Consider the following 16038-nt stretch of genomic DNA (forward strand, 5'->3'; position numbering starts at 1 on the left):
AGACCATGATGGCACAGGAGGCAGTGGAAACGATGCATGAAAGCGCAACCGACACGAACACGGAGGTCCACGACGGTGGCGCGTGGGATCTCATTTGCGGTGACTTGCAGTCCATGGTCAGCCGCGATGCCTTCCAGCGCTGGTTCCGTGCCGCGCGCATGACGTCCTGCGAGGACGGCGTGGTTACCATCGGTGTTCCCGGTGAGATCCATCAGGTTTGGATCGAAACGAATTACCTTCCCGAACTGACCTCCGCAGTCTGCGCTCGCATCGAAGGCGTGCATGAGGTCCGCGTGACGATCGGCACCGAGGAAGTCGCTCCCGTCGAAAAGGAAACTCCCGCCGACGAACCCGCCGCCACCTACGTGCGCCCGGACGAACCCGGCGCGTTCGAGAAGCGCATCAAGGCCGCGGGCCTCAATCCGAACTATACCTTCGAGCGTTTCGTCGTCGGCAACAACAGCCAGTTCGCGCACGCCGCCTGCGAGGCCGTCGCGAAGCGCACCGGAGTCGGCTACAATCCGCTCTTCATTCACGGCGGTCCGGGTCTCGGCAAGACGCACCTGATGCAGTCGATCGGCCAGGAATGGCTGCGTCGCTATCCGTCCTCGCGCGTCGTCTACCTCACCTGCGAGAAGTTCACCAACGAGTTCATCGATGCCGTCCGCCGCGGAGACATCGAGAAATTCCGCCGCCGCTACCGCAGCGCGGACGTGATGCTCATCGATGATGTCCAGTTCCTCGCCGGCAAGGAGCGCTCGCAGGAGGAATTTTTCCACACCTTCAACACGCTGCTCGATGGCCGCCAGCAGGTGGTGCTCACCTCCGACCGCCCGGCCTGCGAGATCAAGAACCTCGAGCCGCGCCTCGTTTCCCGCTTCGAGTGCGGCCTCGCCGTCGAGCTCCAGCCGCCGCAGATGGAGACCCGGATGGCGATCCTCCGCAAGAAGTCGGACGAGTGGAAGGTGAAGGTCGATGGCTCGATCCTCCGTTTCCTGGCCGAGCGCATTGGCACCAACGTCCGCCGTCTGGAAGGCGCGTTGATGCGCGTGGCCACCTTCGCTTCCCTCGCCGGGGAGAGCGTCAGCGTGGACAAGGTGGAGCACCTGCTGCGCGACCTGCTCCGCGAGGAAGCCAGTCGCCAGATCAGCATCGACTCCATCCAGAAGGCCGTGGCCGAGCATTTCGACGTCCGCCTCGCGGACATGACCAGCCGCCGCCGCCCCGCCAGTATCGCCTTCCCACGGCAGGTGGCCATGTATCTGAGCCGGAACCTGACCAAGGGCTCCCTGATGGAGATCGGCGAAGCCTTCGGCGGCCGTGACCACGGCACGGTGATCCACGCCTGCAAGAAGATCTCCGACCGCATCGGCAAGGAGCCCGGCATGCGCGAAACCATCGCCCGGATCGAGTCCGGCCTGCGCCGTTAGGGCATTTGCCACGGATCGCCGGATATTCCGGCGGAAAACAAAAAATTTCCGGGATTTGAAGCGGTTTGGAGCCTGTTTTCGGGCTCCAACGGCTGGAATCCCGGAGCGGCAACCGCCAAAAATTTTGTGAATTCCGCCGGGAGTCCGGCGGCGGTCTCCAACAGCCCCGAATCGTTCACAGAAGTCTTGCAAACGGTTGGCGAAATCGGAAACGTGTCCCCCAACACGCCCGGTTTCTCCCGATCATGAAGTTCCGTATCTCCAAGGAAGCGTTCCTCGACGGCCTGCAGAAGGTCCAGCACGTCGTCAGCACCCGCACCACGCTGCCGATCCTCTCGAACGTCCTGCTGGTCGCCAGCAACGGCCGCCTCCAGTTCACCACCACGGACCTCGATGTCGGCATCACCGGCTCGGTGGAAGCCCAGATCGAGCGTGAAGGGGCCACCACCCTGCCGGCCAAGCGCCTTGTGAACATCGTCCGCGAACTGCCCGCCAGCGAGGTCGAGGTGTCCGTGGATGCGAAGAACGTGGCCTCGATCCAGAGTGGTCCGTCCTTCTTCAAGATCATCGGCCTCAGCCAGGACGAGTTCCCGCCGCTGCCGGACTTCGGCGGTGCCAAGGAATTCCGCATCCCGCAGATCGTGCTGCGCGACGGCCTCCGCAAGACCTCCTATGCGATCTCCACGGACGAGACCCGCTATGTGCTCAACGGCATCTTCACCTCCTTCCGTGAGGGCAAGCTGACGCTCGTCGCGACCGACGGCCGCCGCCTTGCGATGATCGAGAACGATCTTGAGTTCCCCGCTTCCCACGAAACCGACGTCATCATCCCGACCAAGGCCGTGCAGGAACTCCAGCGTCTGCTCGGTGAGGCCGGTGACGTGCTCGTCCGCCTCAGCGACAGCCAGATTTCCTTCACCGTCGGAGAGAGCCTGCTGGTCAGCAAGTTGATCGAGGGCAACTACCCGAACTACCGCCAGGTGATCCCGGGTGACTCCACCGAGCGCGTGCCGCTCAACCGCGAGGCGATGCTCGAAACCGTGCGCCGCGTTTCGCTGCTCTCTTCCGACAAGTCGAACTCGGTGAAGCTCGTCTTCGGCGAGAACCAGATCGAAGTGACCGCAAACTCGCCGGACGTCGGTGAAGCCCGTGAGTCGATGGATGTGGCTTACACCGGCAAGGCGATGCAGATCGCGTTCAACCCGGACTTTCTCAAGGCTCCGCTCCAGAACCTCGATGCCGAGACCGTCTATCTCGATCTCATCGATGAGATGAGCCCGGGTGTGATCCGCATCGACGGCAGCTTCCTTTATGTGCTCATGCCGATGCGCGTGACCGGAGGTTGATCCGCGGGTGAACCGTTTTTGGAAAGCCCGGTGCGCGCGAGCGTCCCGGGCTTTTTCGTGGTGATTTTTTCAGGGCCTTGCGTAGAGCTTGCCCAGCGGACTTCCCGCGTCCTGTTAGAACGCGATCTCATGCGCCTGCCCCTGCGGCTTGCGGCCTTGGTAGATCTTCCTGCCCGCTGCATCGGTGACCACGACCTCCACCTCCGGTCCATTGTGACGCACCGCGAGATTCCATACCCGCCCGAAAGAGCGGATCTTCTCCAGGCTTGCCTGCGGCCATTCCGCCGGGAGCTGCGGAGTGATCGAGCACCTGGCGAGGCCGGTGGGACGGACGCCCAGCACTCCCTCCGTGAAGATGCGGCAATACAGGGCGGACTCCGCGGCAAGGTGGCTTTGTCCGGCTTCCGGCCATGCTTCGATCGAATAGGGGACGTGGTCTCCAAGCAGGCGCTGGCGGGTGAAGCGGGTGAGGTAGTCCAGACCGCGGGTTGTGTCTCCGGCGATGAATGCACCGCGGAGGCCGTACAGGGTCGAGCGGTCCCAGTAGGTCTTGGTGCCCGCCTGGGTGAGCAATCCGTCCTTCGTCCAGAGGCGGTCGGAAAACAGGGCTTTCAGCGTGCCATCCTTCCGCTCGAGGATGCCGCATACCAGTGGCACGCAGATCCATGAGCGCAGGATGTCATTGCCGTCATAGTAACGATAGGTGTCGTAGCCTTCGACCTCGGCGCCGAAGTAACGGTTGATCGCTTCCTTCAACTCCGCGGCTTGCTTGATGTAGGTCGCCGTGGTTTCGGCCGGTTTGCCGAGATCGCGGGCGAGAGCGGCTGAGGACAGCAGCGCATCGTGATAAAGTGCGGCCGTGCAGAGGTTCGCCGTTCCGGCGGGGAAGCGGCCTTCCAGCTCATCCTTGTCGGACTTCGGCACGCCTTGGTCGTTCAACTGGCGGTGGGTGTATTCGAGGCACCATTCGATCAACGGCCAGACTTCATTGGCGAGTTCGGGGTCCCCGCCCGCCAGCGCCCAGCGCGAGGCTCCGTAGGCGGTCATGGCCGCGTCCCCACGGTCACCCGCTCCCGCCCAGATATCCCGTCCTTCCGAGATGATCGAAGAAGGGATCGGCTTGTACTGGGGATTGATGAATTTGGCATACCAGGCAAACGAGTTCCGGGCGCTTTCCCGTGCGGAGGCGTTGTCCACGAATGCGAAGAACGGGTTGGCGTATTCGCACTGGTCGTTGCACCAGATCGCGGCCAGGAACTTGTTGCGACCACCCGGGCCATGCATGAGGCCACCGCGGGTGGCATAGATGCTTTCCGTGGTGCGGTATTTGGCCTGCCGGAACATTTCATCGAAGATCGGATCCGGAGTTTTCAAGACCAAGGTGCCAGCCAACTGCTGGCGGAAGTTCTCCCTCGCCGTGCGCTCTGCGAATACATCCGGCCATGGAAACGGCTCGCCATCTTTCACCGCGCTGATGCACAGGCCACCGCGCGAGGTCTCGCCGGGTGCCAGCACCATGGTGCCTGCTCCGATCCATTCGCGCCGTACCTGATAGACGCCCCATTTGCCCTTCGATGCATCGGTCGCGGACTGCTGGAGCCATTTGGGTTGGGTCAGGGTCACCGGCTTGTCCGAGCGGTTGGTCCACTCGTAGGTTTCGATCATCGCCGGTTGCTCGTTGGAGGCGAAAAGCGTGCGCTGGAATTCCAGCGGGCCCTGCTTGCCATGAAAGGTCAGGATGCCATCGATGGAAACCCGGTCCATCACCGCTGCAGGCGCGTCCTGTCCGTCAATCTTCGCGGTGGGTTCGGTATCGCTGCCGAGACCGATTTGAAGCGCGGCGTGGGTGTTGTCCGGCAGCGTGCGAAGCATCGGCCAGCGGACACTGCGGGTGAGCTTGAGGTGGCCCTGGGCATCGAGGTCCCAGTTGGTGATGGCATCGACCGACTTGCCGCTCTGCTCCAGATGATCACCGTGCGGGAGGTGCTCCGGTTTGATCTGCCAGGTGATGCCGCCGTCCTTGGAAACCGTCCATTGCGGGGCGCCCCAGACAGCCGGGGTGAGGAAGAGAATGACGAGTAGTAACGATTGAGGCCGGAGCATGATGCTTGTGGATACGATCACGATGAGAGTAATCGCAAAAGATGGGAAGCCGCCAATTCGGGTAGGGTCCGCGGATCCCCATGCGTGTACGAAAAAAAAGCGGCCGGGGATCTCCCGGCCGCTCTTCTCGTGAGGTTGAATCAAGCCGGAGCTCCGACCACCGCGCCCGGCAGCGGGCCGCCATCATCGGTCGAGCCGTCGTCGGCGCGCTTCGGCGTCTCCTTTTTGCGATACTCGTCCGGAATGGATGGTGGCTTCGGAGAGTTCGGCGGGTTCTTCATGGAGCCGGTCTCGATGAGATCCTTGATGTGTTCGGCATCGAGGGTCTCGTATTCGAGCAGGGCCTGGGCGATGACTTCGAGGGTCTCGCGGCGTTCGATAAGAAGTCGCTTCGCGTCACCGTAGGCGTGGTCGATGAGGCCCTTGACTTCCTCGTCGATGAGCTTGGCGGTGGCGCTGCTGTAGTTGGCGCGGCGTCCAAGATCGCGTGCCAGGAAGACCTCGCCATCGGATTCGCCGTATTCGACCATGCCGAGCTTTTCGCTCATGCCCCACTCGCAGACCATCTTGCGGGCGATGTGGGTGGCCATGCGGATGTCGCCGACGGCGCCGTTGGTCACGTTGCCGAAGACGATTTCCTCGGCCACACGACCGCCCATGGCGACCACGAGCTGGTCGAGCAGTTCGGCCTTGCGGTAGGTGAACTTGTCCTCCGTTGGCAGGAACATGGTCGAGCCGAGCGAAGGTCCGCGCGGGATGATCGTCACCTTGTGGAGCGGATCGGTGTGCTCGAGAATCTCGTTGAGAATCGCGTGGCCGGCTTCGTGATAAGCGGTGTTCTCCTTCTCCTTGTCGGAGAGGGCGAGCGAGCGGCGCTCGCGACCCCAGCGGACCTTGTCGCGGGCTTCCTCCAGTTCGGCGAGCGTCACCGCGGTCATGCCTTTGCGGGCGGCCAGCAGCGCGGCCTCGTTGATGAGATTGGCGAGTTCAGCGCCGGAGAAACCGGGCGTGCCGCGGGCGATCACGCCGAGATCGGTGTTCGCCGCGAGTTTGATCTTCTTCACGTGGACCTTGAGGATCTCCTCACGGCCCTTGAAGTCGGGAAGGGAAACGGTGACCTGGCGGTCGAAGCGGCCCGGGCGCAGCAGCGCGGGGTCGAGCACGTCCGGACGGTTGGTCGCGGCGATGATGATCACGCCTTCCTGGGTGTCGAAGCCGTCCATCTCCACGAGGAGCTGGTTGAGCGTCTGCTCGCGCTCGTCGTGACCACCGCCGAGGCCATGGCCGCGGTGACGACCGACGGCGTCGATTTCATCGATGAAGATCAGGCAGGGCGCATGCTTCTTGCCTTGCTCGAACATGTCGCGGACGCGCGAGGCACCCACGCCGACGAACATTTCGACGAAGTCGGAACCGGAGATCGAGAAGAACGGCACGTCCGCCTCACCAGCAATGGCGCGGGCGAGCAGGGTCTTGCCGGTGCCCGGAGGGCCGACCATGAGCACGCCCTTCGGAATCGAGCCGCCGAGCTTCTGGAACTTCCGGGGATCACGCAGGAAATCGACGATCTCCCAGAGTTCTTCCTTGGCTTCCTGAATGCCGGCCACGTCCTTGAATGTGACCTTGTTGCGATCCATGGTGAGCAGGCGGGCCTTGCTCTTGCCGAAGGACATCGCGCCGCGTCCGGCCGCCTTCATCTGCTGGCGGAACAGGAACACGAGCAGCAGGACGACCAGCAGCACCGGCAGGAAGGTGACGATGGCGGTCTTGAGGAAATCGGTGCTGTTGTCGTAGGTGCCGTTGGAGCGGATCAGCTTGGCGAGGTCGTCGCCCAGCAGCGCCACGGAGGCGTTCACCTCGAACTGGTGCGGTTCCAGCACCTTGCCGTCGGAGCCCTTCGGCGTTTCCCAGTTTTTGATTTCCTTGCGGAAGCCCTTGAGAGTGGCGTCGAACGAACCCGGCGCGGAAACGAGGGTGAGCGGAGTCGGTGCATTGTTGGTCACCACTTCACCCAACGCCCAGGCCTTGCGGAACTCCGCCATCGAGAGCAGGCGGACTCCGTTCGGAGCGGCTTCCGCGGGAGCAGGGGTGGCGGTCACCTGGCGGATCGGCACGTGATCGCGCATCAGGAGCTTCAGTTCATCGGTCTCCAGCAGGAGATTGACCGGCACCTGGAAGGCGTAGTCCTCGGTCTGGGGATTTTCCGGCTTTTTCGGCTGGGGCTGCACCCAGCCGGAGATGGTGGCATCGTAGGACGAGTCCTTCATGGCGACCTTGAAGGGGTATTTCTTCTGGTCGTTGAGGATCACGCGGCCTTGGTCCCATGCCTCGCGGAACTCGGGATAGGTGATGCTTTTCGAGTTGCCGCCGATATTGGGATTCAAAAATGCGACGCCAAGAATCAACAGGGCCACTGTCAGGAAGATGAGCAGGCGCCAGTTGAAGCCGGTCGGTTCACCCGGGCGGTTGGGACCCTGGGGTGTTCTAGAGTTCTGGGGATCGGACATGGTGGGCGTGGGGACGCAGCCTCTCGCGGCCGGGTTCGCTGGATAGTAGCACGAACCGAGCCGGTTGCAAAAGGCGCGACAGCGTAAATCTACGGTTGCAAAAGGGAATCGCTTTTTTCCTCCCCTGCGGGAGAGGGGGATCCGCGCCTCGGAAAGCGGCAGACTTGCCCTCATCCCAACATCCGGCAAGCATCCGCCGCGTGGAACCGAATCAACCGCCCGGACGGGAACCCCGCAGCGCCGCCACCGGCTGGATGCGGTGGACCCGTTGGCTGCGGGTGATTCCCGGAATCGGGCGGCTGCGGTCGCTGCGGCCGGGCACGGGAGCCCACGTCGGGGTGTTGGTGGACGCCTTTGCGGCCTTCGCGACCCTGGATGACGAATTGAGCACCATGGAGGCCGATCTGGTGCTGGATTTGCTCCGCAGCGCCTTCCCGGATGTGGACCATGGCTGGTTGGCGCGCCGTCTCCAGCGGGCGGTCCGGAATCCCACCCCCCTGCACACGATCGCGGGGGAAATGAAGAATTTCCTCAATGACACCGGCAAGCTGGCCGTTGGACTCCAGTTGTTTACGCTGGTGGATGCGGCGGGCCGTTCCGAGCGCAGCCGGGCCAGTTTCGAGCGGTTCATGCGCCGCCTCGGCCGCCCGGACTATGGTCTGGCGATCCTGCGGGAAATGCGTGGTACGGAATTCGCGGACCAGCCGCCGTTCGACCGGTTGGTGTTCGGTGGGGAAGGGGCGGACGTGGTGTTGCCACCCGCCGCCCGGGATCATTCCTTCCGTGTGTACCGGACCGGCGATCTGCTGCTGGTGCGAAACATGGGTCCTGCTCCCTTGTGGATCCGCGGGCGGTCTCTGGAGCCGGGGGCTTTCCTGCGGATGCGGGAGCGCCAGCCGCTGGTCATCCCGGGATGGACCCTCACGCATGAGGATCTGGTGTTTTTCCTCGATGTGGGGCGCACCGAGAACCCGCCGTCGATTTTCATCGAGGCGCATGACGAGGGATTCACCGCGGAACGCACCCGCAGCCGCCAGAGCCTGGTGCGCGTCCGTTTCGGTCTCAATGCGGAGGTCGAGGCCTTCCGGGATACCACGCTTCATGCGGGCAGCCGCGGCGCGCTCACGAAGGGAGATGTCATCCATTGCCACAACCACGAGCGGTTGAGCGATGACAAGGGCTTCAGTGTCTCGATCGATGACCTGCGCCGCCGCGCCATCCATGCCGGCCGCCGTTTCCGTCTCGCCAGTGATCGCCAGGAATATCTCGTCTCGAACGATCCCACCGCGCTTTCCCGCGGAGATCTGTTGTTGGGGCCCAAGCTCGCGCCACGCGTGGTCATGTTCATCCGTTTCGATGAGCAGCGCGCGGAAGGCATGCTGGAACTCCGCGAATCGGAAGGCCCCGTCTTCGTCGATGGCATTCCGGTGCGAGGCAATGCTCCGCTCAATGATGGTTCGTTGATCCGTCTCTCCGGCAGCCAGGCGGTGCGCTGCCGCTTTAGCGAAGGCTTCCTTGACGAAGAGCGCACACAGATTGAATCGCTGGTCGCAGAGGATGTGATCCACGACTTCGGGCCTGGCTCTCGAGCGCTGGATAACATCAGCTTCGATATCCGCCGCGGTGAGATGCTGTGCATCATCGGCCCCAGCGGCAGTGGCAAGAGTACGCTCTTGTCCGTTCTCTCCGGCCAGCTCGAGCCGACGCGCGGACACATCCGCATGAACGGCATCGACCTGTACGAGCACCGCGAGCGGCTCGTTCCCTTCGTGGCACACATGCCGCAGGAAGAGGCGCTCAATCCGCAGCTCACCGTGCGCGAGCACCTGCGTCACGCCACCACCGTGCGGCGTCCAGCATTGTCGCTGGCGGAGCATGAGCGCCGCGTGGACAGTGTGCTCGCCGAACTCGGCCTCCAGCCGATCGCCCGCCGCCGTGTGGGATCGCCGGGGGAGAAAACACTTTCCGGTGGCGAACGCAGTCGTCTCAATCTCGGACTCGATCTCGGCAGCCGGGCGGAAATCTTCCTTTTTGACGAACCCATCTCCGGCTTGTCATCCAAGGACTCCGAGCATGTCGCGGAAACGTTGCGCTCGCTCGCCCGCGACAAGATCGTCATTGCCTCGCTCCATCGTCCCGGGGCTACCGTGCTGCGCTTGTTCGACAAGGTCCTGCTGCTGGACAGCGGCGGGCGTATCGCCTTCTTCGGCACGCCACAGGCGATGGTCACGTATTTCCGCGAGGCCTGTGACGAGCTGGCGATCTCGCATCCATCCGTGATCGCGCGCACTCCGCTTGGTGCGGATTTTGTTTTCGATGTGCTGGAAACGCCGCTCAGCGCGATTGGTGGAGGCCTCAATCCGGTGGCAGCCCGCCGGTTCCCTCCGTCGTTCTGGCAGGAGCGTTTCGAAAGTCTTTCGCTGGTGAAGTCGCTCGCGCCTGGAGAGAGCAGTCCGCCGCGTCTCGGGGATACGCCGTCTCCGGAACTCCTGCCGGTGCCACCGAAGCCCGCGCGCCGGTTTCAATCCCTCGTCGCGCTCTTCGCCACGCATTTCCAGAGATCGCTGCTTTCGAAGTTCCGCAACCGGGGAACGCTCTACAGCACGTTCCTCGAGGCGCCGCTGCTCGCGATGTTGATCGGCATCACGCTGCGCTCATCTCCGAAAGGCTCGTATGAGTTCGATACCGCCTTGCACATCCCGGCATATCTTTTCCTGAGTGCCACCGTCGCGATGTTCCTCGGCCTCACCAACTCGGCCACGGAGATTTTGCGTGACCGTCCGCTGTTGCGCCGCGAGCGCAACTGCCAGCCGGGAGCAGGACTCTACATCGCGGCCAAGCTTTGTGCGCTGGGTCTCGTCGCCGCCGCACAATGCCTGGCCTATCTCGTGATCGCGAATCCGATCCTCGGCATCCGCGGCATGTTGCTCGATCATTGGTTCTGGCTGACGCTTACGGCCTGGACGGGCACCGGTCTGGCTCTGGTCGTTTCCGCGCTGGTGAAGACGGAGCGCGCGGCGCTGACTTCGGTGCCGCTGCTGCTTGTGCCGCAGATGCTTCTCGCCGGTGCGCTGGTGCCTTACCGCGAAATGAACCGCGGTCTCTTTTGGACTGCCCCGCCTCCGGCCGGGACCGAACAGACGGCGGGCAAATCCGGCGGAGATGCCTCCGCCGAGAAGTACTCCACCCGCGAGCGTGGCGGAGCGCCGGTGCCTGCGATGTTCATGCCACTACGACACTCGTACGAGGCCCTCGTGGTTGACCAGGCCACCCGCAATCCCTTCGAGTTCGAGCGTTATCGTCTCCAGCGGCGGGTGGAGATCATGAAGGACTTCGACCAATCGCTCCCCAACGATGTGGCCGACCGTTTCGATCTCATGAAGGAAGGCCTGCGGAGATTGCTGGCGGCTGGTGCCCGCAATCCCGAGGAGGCCGCGGATCTGCTGGCCCGCATCACCCGGCTCGCGAGATCCGGCACGCGGCTGGAAGTGCAGAACATGAAGGTGTGGCCGGATGACGATGCCGGCGTACGACCGGCTTCCGAATTCTTCGTCAACGAGCGCATCGACCTGCTCGTCCGCGAGGCGGAAACCTTCCGCAACGACTACCGCAACAAGTCCGACCGCAATGTCTTCCTCGCATTGAAGAAACCCGTATTCGGCACGCTGGTGGACACGCTGGAGTTCTCCGCGCTCCTCCAGTTGCTCATCGTGCTCGGCTGCGGCACCACCGCTTCGCTGATCCTTGCGGCACAGAACCGCCGCACGCGCTGAAGTGGATCAACCTTGCGGCGAGGCCACCGATTTGAGCGCTTCCATCACCGCGGCCACGGCACCGGGCTCCAGAGGGGAAGGCACCACCGCGCCGAGCACCAGACAACCATAGGGAGTGTCCACGGGAATCACCTCCAGCGTGGCCGCCGCACCTACCTTGACGTGAACGTTTTCCGCGGCACCGCCGGGACGGCGCGAGGCGACCGCCAGACTCCGTGCGAGGAAGTGCAGCTTGCCATGGCCGCTCTCGTCGAAAATCACCGCGCCCTCGCGGTCCAACAGGAAGATGCCGGTGGCGGCAAAGTGGCGGTGGAGCCAATCGCGGAAACGGCCCACACGGTCGAGGAACGGCCCGCGGACCTCCCCGCGTGCCGGGGCGGGTTGGGGCAGGGGAGGAGGTTGCGGCGCTTCAACCGGTGGCGGAGTTTCTTCCGGAGCGGCGGGCGGTTCTTGCACGCGGGCCATCTGCTGCTGGGCCGGGACGATTGTGGCCGGAGTCTGCACGAATGCAGCGGGCGGAGCCGCTTGGAGTTCGACCGGGTTGACCGGCGCGTAGCCGACGAATTGGTCGCCGAAGCCCGCTTCCGTCACCTGTACCGCGGGTTGTGGAACCGGTTGCAGCAACCGGTCCGCCATTCTGCGAACCTCGATGGGATCAAGCCATGGATGTACCGGGTCCATCAGCCGAAAGCGGGGGAACGATTCCCCTGGATATCAAACTTCGCTTCGATCTCGGCGCGCATGGCATCAAAGACCGCCTGGGCACCGCCGCCATCTTCCAGAACGCCGACCGGTAGTCCGCGTGCGCTGGCGCGGACAAACAGGGCGTCGCGCGGCACCGCGGTTTGCAGCACCAGATCCTGTGGCAGCAACTGGCGCAGCGCGTGGGCGGCTTCGAGGCTTTCGGCCAGTTCCTGTTGGACCATGGTCAGCACCACGCCCAGCACGGACAGGCGCGGGTTCATCACCCGCAGCCGGTTGAGGCCTTCGAGAAGTTTTGGCACCGAGCGGATGCCCAGTGGTTCCGCCTGCTGGGGGATCAGGACCGCATCGCTGGAGGCGATCACATCACCGGTCACACCGAACAGCCCTGCCGCGGTATCGAGAATGCACAGGTCGAAACCGCGTGCGGCCGCCGCGCGCAGGAATGCACGCACCCGTGCCAGATAGGAGCCGGCCACGCCGCCGCCGGATTCGTAGTCGCTGGCCTGGCCGCTGGCCACCAGTGAGAACGTTTCAAGGCGGGTCGGAACCACCAGCCGGTCCAACGGAATGCCGGGGTCCGCGAGGAAATCGTAAAAGCCAGCCAGCAAGCGTGACTGTCTTGTCAAAGAGAGTCCGACGGACCCCTGGGGATCGGCATCGACAAGCAAGGTTCGCACGCCAGCCCTTGCAAATGCATGGGCCAGATTGATCGACAGCGTGGTTTTGCCCACCCCACCTTTTTGACTGGAAACTACGAGACTGGTCACGCCGCTATGGGAAATCCGCAGGCAGCGTAGCTTCGGCTTGTAACAGCGGAAGCCTTTTCTTCAAGATACAGTTATGCCCGGCAGCGCCAGGGCGGCTTCCTCCTTCCCCATGCGCTATTTCCCCGTGCTCCCCCGGCTTGTCGCCGCCGCGTCCGGTATCGTTCTGTTGTCGGGCCTGCCTGCCTGCCGCAAGTCCGCGTCCGCAGCGCTCCCCGCCGCCGTCCCGGTGGATATCGCCCCCGAATTGCTGGCCAATGGTCTGGCCAGCAGCCCTTCGACTTTCCTGGCGGATCAGGCGTCCTCGCCGGTTCACTGGCAGCCTTGGAGCCGTGAGACACTGGAGCGGGCACGTCGCGCGGACCGCCTCGTCTTCGCCGTGTTCGCCCTTCCCCAACAGGCGGAATCCCTGAGTGTCCTGAAGGCGATCCATGCCGAGTCCTCGCTGGTGAGTGATCTCAATTCCAATTTCGTCCCCGTTCTGGTGGACAGCGATGCCTGCCGGGAGACGGGATTGCTCGCGGCCTCGTTGTGTTCCGAGATCAAGCAGCCCTTCTCCATGCCGCTGTTCGTGTGGATGACCCCGGATGGCAATCCGGTGGCCTGGATCCCGGCGAAAGCACGCAAGGGGGGCCTGCGCGAGCTGTGCGAGCAATCCAGCAGCGTGGTGGCCCGGATGTGGCGCGAAAGCGCGGAAAGCCACGCCTATATTCTTGGCAACAGCAAAAGCGACAATGCCGCCCGTGCCGAGCGTCTGGCGAAGGCGGCCACCCTTGTGCCGGCGGCTGATGCCGCGCAGGACGGGCTCCGGGCGATCCGCCAGCTTTCTTCCTTCTACGATGCCGGGTCCCACTCCTTCGACAACGCGGGCGGCCTTTTCCCTGCCGCCGGTCTCGAAGTGTTTTCCTCGGCCCTGTTGGTAAAGGGTATTCCGGCGGACATCGCAGGCCGGTGCCGCGAGGCTTCGGAAGGGCTGTCCGAGGACCTGTCCTCAAGCGCGATGCTGGATCCTCTGGACGGCTGCATTTACAGCGCCCGCTGGGGCGGCGGATGGGATCTGCCGTCCTTCACGCGGGATTGCCCGAATCACGCCCGGGCGCTTGTCGCCCTGGCCTGTGCCGCGAGGACGGCCAAGCAGCCGCAGCTCGTTCATCAACTGATCGCCGGGCTCAATTTCGCGGAAAAGAACTATGCTGCCTCCGAGGGTCTTTTCGCGCTCGGACGGCAGGATCTCCAACCACGGGAGAACTGGCTGTGGAGCCTGGACCAATTGGAAAAGGCTCTGTCCCCGGAGGAACTGAAAGTCTGGACCGCCGTCAGCGGCCTCAAGAATCTGGGAAACATCCCGGCCGAAAGCGATCCGAACCGCGATCAATTCCGTCGTAACAGTCTGGCGGTGAAGGTGGCTCCGGAGACGGTTGCTGCGAAGCTCGGGTTGACTCCCGAGGTTGCGCGCGAGCAATTCGAGTCCGGGCGCCGCAAGATCCTCAAATTGCGCCAGGACCGGGGAGGAGCTGCGGACGGAGATTCCCGCCCTCATGCGGTCGCCACGTTCCGGATGGTTTCGGCCTATGCGGCAGCCTTTTCCCTCACCGGTGATCCCGTTTGGAAGAAAAAGGCGGTCGAGACATTCGACCGGGCCTGTGGAACCTTTGGCCGCGATTCCGAATTGCGCCTGTTCCCGGGCAAGGATGACATCGTGGGCGAAGGCCGGGCTTTCCTCTACGGGGTGGCCATCCAAGCCGGGCTGGATGTCGCGGAGATCACTTTGGACCCGGCTCCTGTCGATTGGTCGGAGAAGACCGCCACAACCGCGGGGAAATTCCTCGAAGGGGCGAATCTGCGTGAAGTGGTCCCTGCGGCCGCCCTGGTCGACGTCCCCGTGGCCGACCGCACCATGATCTATGACGATTCCAGCGCCGGATTGCTGGCCGGGGCTGAGGCCCGGTTGAGCCGGCTTGGCCGGAAACTGCCGGAGGCCTATGCGACGGCGGTCGTGCCGCTTCCGAAGGACGCGGTGGACTCGCCCATCGTTCACGCGGACCTGTTGCAGGCCTTTCTGATGCGCCAGTATGCCCCGGTGGTGCTGGTGGCGCCGGATGCCGCTCCGGCATTGAAGGAGGCCGTCTGCCGACTGCCGCTGCGCATGGCCCTTCGCCGGATGGCTGCCGTTTCGGATGAAGTTCCCGCCGGGCAGGTTAAAATCCTGTTCCCGGACGGCACCTCCAAAGCCGCCTCCACGCCCGATATGCTCGGAGCCGTGATCTTGGCTGGCGGTCCCGCCCGCTGAATGCTTTCTTCCCGCTCTCAAAACTCATGAAACCCATTCGTTCCATCTCCATGCTGCTGTCCGTCGGCCTTTTGGGCACGGCTGCCGCCGATACCTTCCGCCTCAAGGACGGCTCCAAGATCGAGGCCAAGGTGCTCAGGGAGGATGCCTCCAGCTACACCCTCGAGGTCCAGGTGACCAAGTCCATCCGCGAGGAGCGGATCGTCAAGAAGGCGGATGTGGAGGGGATCGACCGCGTCAGCAATGACGAGAAGGCTTTCGTTGGAATCAAGGACGTGCTGCCGGCTCCCGATCTGCTCACCACGGAGGACTACGATTCCCGCATTCGGAAGGTGCGTGACTTCATCAAGGAAAACCCCGAAAGCCTCACGTTGGTCAAACAGGCCCGCGAAATGGCCGCGTCGCTCGAGAAGGAGCGCGAACAAGTCAGCCAGGGCGGTGTGAAGCTCGGAGGCCGCATCATCACCAGCGAGGAGCGTGAAGCCAACAAGTTCGAGGTGGACGCCCGCACGCTCGAGGTTTCCTTCCGCAACAAGGCCAAGGCCGGTCAAAACGTCGCCGCTCTCCGCGAGTTCGAGAAACTGGACAAGGAATACCAATCCAGCGCCGCCTATCGCGAAGTGATCGTGACGGTGAAGGAGGTGATCCGCCGCTATCGCGCGGAAGCAGCGGACGGTGCTTCCACCTTTGACGCGCGCATGAAGAAGCAGCAGGCGGGCCTTGAACTCCAGCAGTCCGAAGATCGTTCCGCCAGCGCCCAGGCCATCGCCGAGCGCGATGCCCTGGCCAAAGCGGGCTACGATGCGGAGAAGAAGGGCAATGTGAAGTGGGTGACTCCGAATGCCTACGTGAAGGCTTCCCTCGAAGAGGCCGTGAAATACGCCGACCAGGAATTGAAGCGTCTTGATGCCCTGAAGCTCGACACCCTGCCCGATGGCGGCAAGGCTTGGCGCGACGCATGGGTCGCCGTGCATGCCGGCGGAGACATGAAAGCCGCCGCCCCGCTTATTTCGGCCGTCCGCACCGCCAAGCTTCCGGACCGCTACGTCAAGGAGCTGGAAGCAGCCTCCAAGGCCGCGGGGGGCACCAAGTGACCCTCGTCTGATTTCTCCGATCCATC

General features: G+C 63.7%; 9 protein-coding genes. 5 read left to right on the forward strand and 4 right to left on the reverse strand.

All coding sequences use genetic code 11. From position 1 onward, the window contains the following. The first annotated feature begins 5 nt into the window (after positions 1-5). Both dnaA and dnaN read left to right on the forward strand, forming a co-directional pair. Positions 6-1430, forward strand: coding sequence for a chromosomal replication initiator protein DnaA (gene dnaA / locus KBB96_RS00005; RefSeq protein WP_226373600.1), 1425 nt, complete (start codon positions 6-8; stop codon positions 1428-1430). Between the two features lie 245 nt (positions 1431-1675). Continuing rightward, positions 1676-2776 (forward strand): DNA polymerase III subunit beta, encoded by a 1101-nt coding sequence (dnaN, locus tag KBB96_RS00010; protein ID WP_211631439.1) that lies wholly within the window; start codon positions 1676-1678, stop codon positions 2774-2776. A gap of 114 nt (positions 2777-2890) precedes the next feature. Here the strand turns inward: dnaN and KBB96_RS00015 are convergent, their stop codons facing one another. After that, complete coding sequence (locus KBB96_RS00015) at positions 2891-4879, reverse strand: glucosidase family protein (protein WP_211631440.1); 1989 nt, start codon at positions 4877-4879, stop codon at positions 2891-2893. 140 nt (positions 4880-5019) lie between these two features. Then, the gene (gene ftsH / locus KBB96_RS00020) at positions 5020-7386 is read right to left on the reverse strand and encodes an ATP-dependent zinc metalloprotease FtsH (RefSeq protein ID WP_318971842.1); all 2367 of its coding nucleotides are present in this window, start codon (positions 7384-7386) and stop codon (positions 5020-5022) included. Between the two features lie 200 nt (positions 7387-7586). Here ftsH and KBB96_RS00025 point away from each other — a divergent pair, with 200 nt between their 5' ends. After that, positions 7587-11159, forward strand: coding sequence for an ATP-binding cassette domain-containing protein (locus tag KBB96_RS00025; protein ID WP_211631441.1), 3573 nt, complete (start codon positions 7587-7589; stop codon positions 11157-11159). 6 nt (positions 11160-11165) lie between these two features. Here the strand turns inward: KBB96_RS00025 and KBB96_RS00030 are convergent, their stop codons facing one another. Next, positions 11166-11795, reverse strand: a complete 630-nt coding sequence (locus tag KBB96_RS00030) for a hypothetical protein (protein WP_211631442.1) — start codon at positions 11793-11795, stop codon at positions 11166-11168. A 44-nt stretch (positions 11796-11839) separates the two neighbouring features. Further along, the gene (locus tag KBB96_RS00035; protein ID WP_211631443.1) at positions 11840-12631 is read right to left on the reverse strand and encodes a ParA family protein; all 792 of its coding nucleotides are present in this window, start codon (positions 12629-12631) and stop codon (positions 11840-11842) included. 109 nt (positions 12632-12740) lie between these two features. On the opposite strand from KBB96_RS00035, the gene KBB96_RS00040 reads away from it, so the two are divergent. Together KBB96_RS00040 and KBB96_RS00045 are read left to right on the forward strand one after the other, a co-directional pair. After that, positions 12741-14918: a DUF255 domain-containing protein gene (locus tag KBB96_RS00040; protein ID WP_211631444.1), complete on the forward strand. Its 2178-nt coding sequence runs from the start codon at positions 12741-12743 to the stop codon at positions 14916-14918. A gap of 26 nt (positions 14919-14944) precedes the next feature. Continuing rightward, on the forward strand, positions 14945-16012 hold the full coding sequence (locus KBB96_RS00045) for a PTPDL family protein (protein ID WP_211631445.1): 1068 nt from the start codon (positions 14945-14947) through the stop codon (positions 16010-16012). Positions 16013-16038 lie beyond the last annotated feature (26 nt).

Origin of the sequence: Luteolibacter ambystomatis (genome assembly GCF_018137965.1) — a bacterium.
Classification (GTDB): domain Bacteria; phylum Verrucomicrobiota; class Verrucomicrobiia; order Verrucomicrobiales; family Akkermansiaceae; genus Luteolibacter; species Luteolibacter ambystomatis.